6 protein-coding genes are annotated in these 9,120 nt (G+C 32.1%); all 6 read right to left on the bottom strand.

The window, feature by feature from the left end; all coding sequences use genetic code 11:
• Window positions 1–940: ABC transporter transmembrane domain-containing protein (locus tag IC220_RS05100; RefSeq protein ID WP_255424136.1), on the bottom strand; the 940-nt coding region annotated here is incomplete at its 3' end.
• Between the two features lie 87 nt (window positions 941–1,027).
• Window positions 1,028–2,017 carry a phytanoyl-CoA dioxygenase family protein gene (locus IC220_RS05105; protein ID WP_188153453.1) on the bottom strand — a complete coding sequence of 330 codons (990 nt, stop codon included), beginning with the start codon at window positions 2,015–2,017 and terminating at the stop codon, window positions 1,028–1,030.
• 4 nt (window positions 2,018–2,021) lie between these two features.
• A complete protein-coding gene (locus IC220_RS05110; RefSeq protein ID WP_188153454.1) occupies window positions 2,022–3,728 on the bottom strand; it encodes a WG repeat-containing protein in 1,707 nt (568 codons plus the stop codon).
• The gene (locus tag IC220_RS05115) at window positions 3,689–6,007 is read right to left on the bottom strand and encodes a glycosyltransferase (protein ID WP_188153455.1); all 2,319 of its coding nucleotides are present in this window, start codon (window positions 6,005–6,007) and stop codon (window positions 3,689–3,691) included. The genes IC220_RS05110 and IC220_RS05115 overlap by 40 nt, the downstream gene beginning before the upstream one ends.
• Complete coding sequence (locus tag IC220_RS05120) at window positions 5,964–6,917, bottom strand: NAD-dependent epimerase/dehydratase family protein (RefSeq protein ID WP_188153456.1); 954 nt, start codon at window positions 6,915–6,917, stop codon at window positions 5,964–5,966. Before IC220_RS05120 ends, IC220_RS05115 begins: the two co-directional genes overlap by 44 nt.
• Window positions 6,918–7,038: 121 nt before the next feature.
• The gene (locus tag IC220_RS05125; RefSeq protein WP_188153457.1) at window positions 7,039–7,794 is read right to left on the bottom strand and encodes an NTP transferase domain-containing protein; all 756 of its coding nucleotides are present in this window, start codon (window positions 7,792–7,794) and stop codon (window positions 7,039–7,041) included.
• Window positions 7,795–9,120: the final 1,326 nt, after the last annotated feature.

The following is a 9,120-nucleotide window of genomic DNA, read 5'->3' on the forward strand; positions in this document are numbered from 1 at the left end:
AATTTAATTCCTTAGCACTTTTCTTGTCTTGAATTTCAGGTACAGTAGTTAAGATTGGTAATGCATCTAAAACTTTGCCAAGGTGAGCAGAAAATTGGGTAAGATTTCTAGTTAAGTGGTTAAGAAACTCGACAATGGATATATTAATTCCAAGTACAAGAGCTATATCTCCTATTGCAACCTTATTTAATTGATAATCCTGGATTAAAAAATACAAGCTCACTGCTTGTAGTATGTCGAACGAATAGCCATATATAAACCAAAGCCAAAAGTATGCCCATTGTAATTTTCTCTCTGCAATAGTTCTTTTCTTGCATATTCGAAAAAATTTGCGTTTCTCATGTGCTTGCTGAGAAAACAACCTTACTGATATAACATTTAAAATACTATCCGCTATACTAGCTATTACTCGTGAACTTTGTTTAGAATGACTATCAGCTAACCCAGTAAGTACACGAAAGCTAAAAATCGAGACTAAAACAAAAATGCTTACCCAACTGAATGTAGCGATTGCAAACTTCATATTCACTAGTGATAAGGTGTAAATAGCTAAGATTAATGCTATACTATAACTAAAGAAACAATCTATGAGTAACCTTATTAACTCTATCACACTATCCATTAAGTTACTAATCCTATGTACTAAACTTCCAGATAAATTGTTCTGATAATAGGAATGGTCTTGTTGAAGTAGTCTACAAAAAGACATATCAGCTATTTTTTGACGCATTGAGGTAAACATGCGAATGTCAACAAAATAGCCATAGAATCTAAAAGCAGTAGTGATAAGTAATGCCATACAAAGGTAAGCGCTTACAGGTAATAAAAGATTTTCAATTATATTACCTTCCTGATATTTTACAGCTGTATCTAAAATATTTTTTACTAAATACTTTCTAAAAGATAAATCAATAGCTACCACTAGGGCAATTAGAGACATTATAAGTATATTAAGCTTGAATTTAGATACTATATTCAAAATGAACATAAATACACATTTGAAGCTATTAAATCTACTTTGATTCATTTATAATTCCAACTCTACTATATTAACTTTTTTATTGAGAAATACAAGTAGTGAAAACCATAAATTTTTGTATATTTTTCCGGAGATATCTCCAGCATCGTGTAGTGTTGACGCTTGATTCAGAATAAGTAGCTTACATAAATCTCGCTTAGCTTCAGCAGTGTTAATTTCAGGAATGCTTATAGTTGCATCTGTAAGAAAAGCTAACCAGTTCTTAATAAGTTCTTTCGTGTTTTCCGCTTTTATACCTTTATTGTAACCAAATAATGACAAGCATTCTCTCAGCATAGATTCTGTCAGCTCACCACAATTTAGTATACCAAAAATCGAATGCTGAGGTTTTGGCACACAGGGAAGATTTTGATCTTTTATAATCCACCTTGTTACATAAGCAAATCTATCTTTAGCATCTATGTTCTTATCGCTACCATGCCATAATCGTGAGTCAAAAACTATTGCATCTCCTGCTGAAATAGGTAGTGACTTAATTTTATAATTTTCTCGATTATCTGAATATTGATCAAAAAAATATGGATACCAAAAATCGACCAAAGGCTTTATTTCCCATTTGTGGCTGTTTTCTATAATTTGCAGTGCACCTGAAGTTTCACTGACATTATTCAAAGCTAACCAAATGGAAAAATGGTAAGGATCATTAAAACTATAAGAGATGTCCTGGTGAAAGGGAACTGCATCTATTAAATCAGCAGTTTTACATATAACATTTGATTTCTTTTTCAGTATTTGACACTGAAGTGATTTTTCAAGATAACTTTTGATAATTTCATCTAATACTTGAGACACAATTTTAGTCACCTGAGATGATGTCCCCCATCTTCCAGTACAGCTTAAATAATCGGCAGTTGAAATACCTAATTCTTGGGATAATTTTGATATAATACTTATTATATCATTTAAAGACTTGGCGATTAATTCTAAAGGGATAAGATTTTTGATAATAAAGAAACCACTTTTTTGCAGTATTTTCATATGATTAGTACCTGAGATCAATAGCTGATAAATAATCTGTTAAAGGAATAACATCGAAAACCTTGAATCCCTTTACTTGTTTTAATATTTTTTCCCAATCACTTAATGTTCTTAGCTTACCTCCTGTTTCAACCATTATATTAATATCTACAGAGCCTCCTGCTGAAGAATGGTAGTCTAAAATAGTTTCTATTAATAAAACGCGTGGTATTCCTTTATCTTTAACCAACCTTAAATAAGATATCACTTTATCATCATCATAATGCTGCAAGAAACGATAAAAGATGCCCAGTTCATAATCTATAGCTGATAATTTTTCTTGAACTATGGGCTTGACTTTCAAATCTTCTATTACCGGCTCAGGTACTTTATGTTCATCATAATAATATAAACCTATAGAACCTTTGTTGTATATATAAGCAAGAGATAAAGAGTGTACACCAAATAGTAATATATTCTTAGCACCATCTATATTAATCATGGAATTAAACTCTTTAGTATCAAATGCAGAATATCCTAGCAATGCCTGGTAAAACGCTATTTTTCTATCTTCTGATTCTTCTCTTTCCTTAAAAGATTTAAATGAAGGCATCTGTTCCTGCCTTAATACATCGGTAATTCTTAACCAATTCTTTTCGACAGCAACTCTTGCCCACATTACTGCCGCTTTAGACAAAAACGGTATTTCCTTAAAGCACTTACCTTTTGACGATAGCTGCCATAAGTTCTGCTTCTTATTATAACCGACAAACTCTATTTCCCATAATGCTCTCAATAGCCTTTCCAGGTTTGGAATTGTAATGCTTAACCTTTGAGATAGAACTTTGGTAGTTGCTGGTAAGATACTTGGCAAATCAAGTTCAATAGCAGCGTTTGTTAGATAAGTTTTCCAAAAAGCTGACAGTTCTGCTGAAATCTTATGTACTTGAGATTCTTGATTTACTTGAAATTCTTCACCTAAAGTAAAAATACTAAATTTTATGTTCCCTGCAATATCAATCTGCCCTAGTATACCATCAAAAGTTTCAACTTTTGCCATATCATTATAAAACGCGTCAACCATTTTAAACCTTTGCTGGTAGACAGGACTGCCGTTGACATCTATATGAAACCAACCATGCTGATCTTCTGCTATAGAATATCCTTTGTGGAAAACGTTAAGCTTCTTATACCACTTGTTATGCAATAGTTTGCCATGATTATCGATGTGTGTTGCTTTGCCATCTTTATAAACCACCGCAATACCATCTTTAAAATCCCCAACATAATCATATTCTTCTTGATAAATCCTATTGCCATTTAAATTAATATGAAAACATTTATCATGCCTTCTAACTACACAGATATCTTCCTGATAGTTCCCAACCCACTGATAGAGCTGTTTGTACGCTTTACATCCAGATGGATCAATGTGGTAATATCCCGTATGATCTTCTATAGCTGCTCTATTGCAGTAGAACCCAAAAGTTTTTAGAAATCTATTATGATAAACTGCTCTTCCCTTTGTATCGATATGATAAGCACCTGTCTCATCATAAACTGGTGCAAGACCAGGATCATGAAATTTGCCAACTTTTATAAACCTATTTTCATACAAAGGATTTCCTAGTAATTCGTGAAACCTTTCACATGATGAAACTTTAATAGATTTAAGATGTTGATTGTCCTCGATTAGTTTATCAAAGGTTTTCTCATATTGCATGTCTTGCATAATTCATAATGTAAATAATTCTTTTGTAAGTTTAGATACTCACTACTCTGCCATATTTCCTCCAGCTTAACTTCATTAACATTGCCAAAATTTCCTAATGTTTTACGGAGTTCATCTGGAGCACAACAAGGACTAAACTTTCCTTCATTGTTTATCCATGCTTCTTTGCCTAAAAATGGACACTGACCACCTGGAGCCAAATCTTTTATACCTTCCTTAGAAAGAATCGTAAAATTTTCTAATTTTATTTTTGTACCATTTGGCAATGGCATACTGTCCCTAAGTTCATATAACCTTCTCACTTCCGTATTCCATCTATTGATTGCTGATACATCTCTCCTCATAGATAGATCCTTAATTTCGGTAAAATGTGCCCAAAGATGATGTCCTTTAACTCTATCTACGCCATTTTTTATGGCCATCTCAACTATGTCATAGAGTTCATGTAAATTACTTTCTAAAAATGTTAATTGCAAAGTAACGGTACATCTCTTACCTGTATCACTAAAATACTTGTCTCTAACTTCAAGAAAAATTTTTAAATTTTCTGTTACTATTTCCCATTTCGAGCCTTTCATAATTTTCTCATGAGTTTCTTTTGTTGCTCCATTCCAGGAAATCTTAATATCAGATAGAATCGGTACCAATAGTTCAGCCCACTTTTTAGCTCCTTTAATAGGGAAAGAACCATTAGTTGTTAGGTTAAGTTTCAGACTGAATTCATGGCACAAATTGATTATTTCATCAAATTTTTTGTACATTAAAGGCTCACCCATAGTAGAAGGAATGATTTCCCTTAAAGGTGTACCAGTTGCTTCCTTAATTACTTTTCTGATAGTTTCTATCGATAGTATTTTAGGCTTTATCCCTTTGGCTTTCTTTTCCTCTTTAACTTTACTGTATGGTGAAAAGCATTCGCACATTATACAGGAGAAATTACAATAGTCTGGGTTAGTATCAAAAGTAATTCTCCAAGGACCAGGTTTTACAGGTATTGATTTACCTTTACTTGCAATGACATTACAGTAAATTTTGTTAAGTTGTTTGGTATGCTCACTTATAGAAGGTACATTACCATTTTCAGTGTAAAGATAACCTACTTGTGTTAGTTTATTATATGACTTTTGGTCTGTAGATAGAACCTGCATTTTTTCTGACAAACTACTTGCGTCTCTGTGCTTAAATAGCAACCCATTTACTCCGTTCCTTACGTATTCTGCCATACCACCATAATCGGCTGTTATAACTGGTACTCTAAGCTGCTGCGCTTCATGTATAACTAGTGGTGAATTTTCACCCCAAATTGAAGGAACGACTATTGCATCAACTTTATTAAATACGTCAGTAACTATATTCTCATTATTATAACTTCCCATCCATTCTATCCTTTCTTTAACAGCGCACGGAAATTGATCGGCAATTGTTTTTAGAGTTTTGGTTTCTTCTCTTACTGCTCCCCAAATTCTAAGTTTTGCTTTAGATGGTAAATTAGAGAAAGCTTTCAGTAAAAGATCTACACCCTTTTCAGGAGTATGAGTACCGATATAACCGAAAACGAATTCTTTCTCTTGCACTCTACTTCTACCCTTAAGATGATTTAGATCAAAACCATAATCGAGATAAGAAATTTTACTGACCGGAATATTAAAATCTTGAATAAACTTATCCATCAAAAACTTTGATGGAGCAATAAAGTGATCTATATAGTCTATTATTTTTCTTGTGTGCTTCATTCTAGTTGTAACCCATTGTTCCCAATAAGTTAAGTCTGAACTCAGAAATTCTTTATTCCCTGTAAAATATCCCTTATAACATTGAGTTGCACATTTTTTGTCTTCTTGCCCATCACAAAGCTGTAATAAACTCTCAGAATTGCGCTGAATAAATCTTCCTCGTGGGCACATCAACCAAAAGTCATGCAGTGTAAAAACTGTAGGTATATTATCCTTAAAGGCAATTTCTGGTAAAGTTAAAGACAGATGGTTAAGGTGGCCAAAATGAATGAGGTCTGGCTGAAAATTATCTACTACCTTCTTAAATACTGTATCTATTTTTTTGCTAATGAATCTACTACGATATTTAACATTAATTAGATGTAATAAGATACCGTGATCTAATGTTGTACTATAGTGAAAGTCAGGCAAAAAGACATTTTCCTGCCTAGTAAACACCTGCATCTCATTGTTATTGGCTAGTTCATGGGCAAGAGTTTGGCTGTAAACCTCCGAACCAGCATTATAATAAGGAGGGTAACCATGAATAACTTTTAATATTTTCATATATTACCATATCTATATTCTTAGAAAATTTTTTCGTATTATCTTGCAGATTTTTTATAAACTTCTTAAGACCTTCTTCCAGCAAGTACTTTGGAACCCAACCAAGTAATTCCTTAGCTCTGGTAAAATCACCATAGAATTTAGTTACGTCAAAGTTTCTTGGAGGATAAAAATCAATTCTAGAACCGCTTTTTGTGACTTTTAATATAGTTTTTGCTAAATCATCCAAAGTACATGGGCTATTAGTAGTAAGGTGAATAGTAGGAAGAGAAGATCTTTCGCTTTGTAAATATTTAACAGTTAAGTATATACCTTCTATAACATCATCCAAATAGGTAAAATCAAAAACACATTCTTTACCTTCTATTTTAATTGGATCACCTTTTAATGCATTAATACAGAAAGCAGGAATTACTCTACTATTATGATCTAGTAAACCACCATACACATTTGAAAATCGTAATATTGCTACATTAAAATCTTTTAAATTTGCTACTTGCTTCTCGACAAGTGCTTTGCCTTTAGCATAATTATTTATTGGATAAATACTAGCAGACTCATTAACTGGCAGTTCCTTTTGCTCTCCATACACTTCTCTACTACTTGCATATATAAACCATGGTTTATTTGGAAGTGACTTACATAACTCTAAAAACTGTATTGTACCATCAACATTAATTTTTTGACACAGTTCAGGATAAAGCTCACCATGTATAACTCTAGAAATTGCAGCCAGATGAATAATCCCTGTACACTTGGCAAGTAGTTGTACTATATCTTCTGAAAAAAAACTGAGTGGGTTGTCACGAAACCTAATATCACAGCTTATTACTTCATGGCTTTGCTTTTCTAACTTTTCTACTAGGGCTGACCCTATCAAACCTGCAGCACCTGTTATTAATATCGCCATGTATACCCCTTTTACTACAACTAAAGTTTCGTACCAATTATCTTATAAGTAAAACTTGAAAAGCATTATATAACCAGTATAAAACAAATGTCAACTTAAATCAGTGAATAAAAAAATATAGTTATAAAAGAAGAGCTGATTGTCCTCTTGCTTGAAAGTGACGTTCTGCTTTAATCAAATCCTCTTTACTATTTACTCCCATTGCTTCTCTTTCATCAGCAACTACATAACCTACACTTAAGTTATTGTTCACTGCAATGGGTACTATATCATTAAGACAACATTCGTTGGTCAAATTATTAAATTTTATTTCTTTTATTAGAGTATAAAGATCTTTAGCGTATGAAACCATTATTCCAGAGTTTGCAAGAAGCATTTTATCTCCATTTTTCAGGACTTTTTGAACATTTCCGTTATCATCAATTACTAATCTTCCATATTGCTTATCTTGACTATTAAATCCGAGGAGAACTAAATTTTTATTACCATACTTTAAACAATTAGTTATTCTCGTAACTGTATCACTGGATATAAATGGGGTATCTCCATACTGTATTAAAACTATGTCTTGGTTGGATAACTGCTTTAAATTTTCTAAAGCAATTTTAACTGCAGCACCAGTGCCTGTAATATCTTCTTGAATTATCAGCTTTATATTGTATTGACAGATTATACCCTTTAAGATATCAAACCTCTCTAAATCTTTTAGAAAAGGCTTGTTAACGACAATTGATAAGTTCTTTAAACTCAGCGGTTTTGCATTATAAATTATATGCTCTAAAAGAGTAAAATTTCCTACTTGGTGCAATGTTTTTGAGTACTGTGAATTCATTCTGCTGCTTTTTCCTGCTGCCAGTATTATCAATGTGTTACCCATATCTAACTAAACTAATTCAATAGTAAGTTAAGTAATACCAATTTCCATTATAAGGAGCAATAACAAAGAAAAAGCTTATAATGAAAAAAATAGTAATGGAATTTGGTATTACGTGTTTTAGCTGTTAAAAAGATATTTGATTTGCTCCATATGTTGTTTTGTGATTTCTTTCTTCAAGCAATCTGTTGAATTCTGCGTTTTTAACATAGGTACACTGTAATTATATTAAACTGGTGGAGTAATAATAGGAAAAGTTTGCAATGCAAGGGGTTTCATTCCTATTTTTAAAGAAAAATTCAGTAGTAGTAAAAAATTCTTTGTTGACTTATTTTGTCAGCATGTTAAAATTAAAGGTTTCTCTCTATTTCTCCATAGGGTATGGTATTGTTTCATTTTATGCTAATATTATACCTGCCAATACAGCCATTTTACCCAAGTAACACGATGAAACAGAGAACAAGTTTTATTTGTATCGCTTGGCCCATTTACCCGTAGTTGCAAACTCCTCTCTAAGTTAGTTTTAGTATGGCAAAAACCCCCAATAATAGCTTATTTTTACCCACATACATACGACATTTCATACCTAATTATTTTCCCCAAAATTCCCATTTTCTTTACATAATCTATTAACTTTCACCTATTTTTCTCTAAAAGGTAGGACATTTTTTGCGGTTTAGAGAAAGTAAATAATTGAATTTTTTGTTACGCTAAAGAGAGGGACTTCCTTAAAAAAAATATTTAATAATTTTGACCTTAATGCCACTCTATACCTCCATATTTGACTACTTTTACTATAACTTCTATTCTCCTTCTTTAGCTACTTGGATATCAATAATTTTGCCTGATTTTCTGTTGACATAAGTAAATACATATGCTTTATTTTCTCTTTTTTTACATACGTGAATAGCTCATCAACTTCAAGAATTTGTATATTTCCCTCTTGTACTTTATTGAGTTCTTTACGAAAGCCCTCCTTCACCATGTTTCTTGATCTATGCTGAAATTACAGAGTTATGCACCCCTTTTATCTTTCCTAAGGTGTGTTGCTTGCGTTATCTACAGTATGTCTAGTGGACAAAATTTCCTGATTTATTTATACTTCCATCACTCTCTGGGACTGTACACCTAGATAAACCTAATTTTGATTAGCTATACTTACTCAAACTTTTCTATAATATTTTATGAAATCTTAAGTAAAATTAAAAAAATGTAAATTCCCAAACGATATTAATGGATTATTTCAAATAATAAAGTCATTTTTAATAATTGTATATCAGGATGTTGCCTTTTACCCGAAAAAGAGTACATACATGATTAACAAGAAAT

The sequence above is a fragment of the Wolbachia endosymbiont of Pentalonia nigronervosa genome, from assembly GCF_014534705.1.
Taxonomy (GTDB): domain Bacteria; phylum Pseudomonadota; class Alphaproteobacteria; order Rickettsiales; family Anaplasmataceae; genus Wolbachia.

Excerpts from the sequence above, each read along its gene's own strand:
- IC220_RS05105 (WP_188153453.1), bottom strand. The coding sequence starts at position 2,017 with ATGAAAATACTGCAAAAAAGTGGTTTCTTTATTATCAAAAATCTTATC.
- IC220_RS05110 (WP_188153454.1), bottom strand. The coding sequence starts at position 3,728 with ATGCAAGACATGCAATATGAGAAAACCTTTGATAAACTAATCGAGGAC.
- IC220_RS05115 (WP_188153455.1), bottom strand. The coding sequence starts at position 6,007 with ATGAAAATATTAAAAGTTATTCATGGTTACCCTCCTTATTATAATGCT.
- IC220_RS05120 (WP_188153456.1), bottom strand. The coding sequence starts at position 6,917 with ATGGCGATATTAATAACAGGTGCTGCAGGTTTGATAGGGTCAGCCCTA.
- IC220_RS05125 (WP_188153457.1), bottom strand. The coding sequence starts at position 7,794 with ATGGGTAACACATTGATAATACTGGCAGCAGGAAAAAGCAGCAGAATG.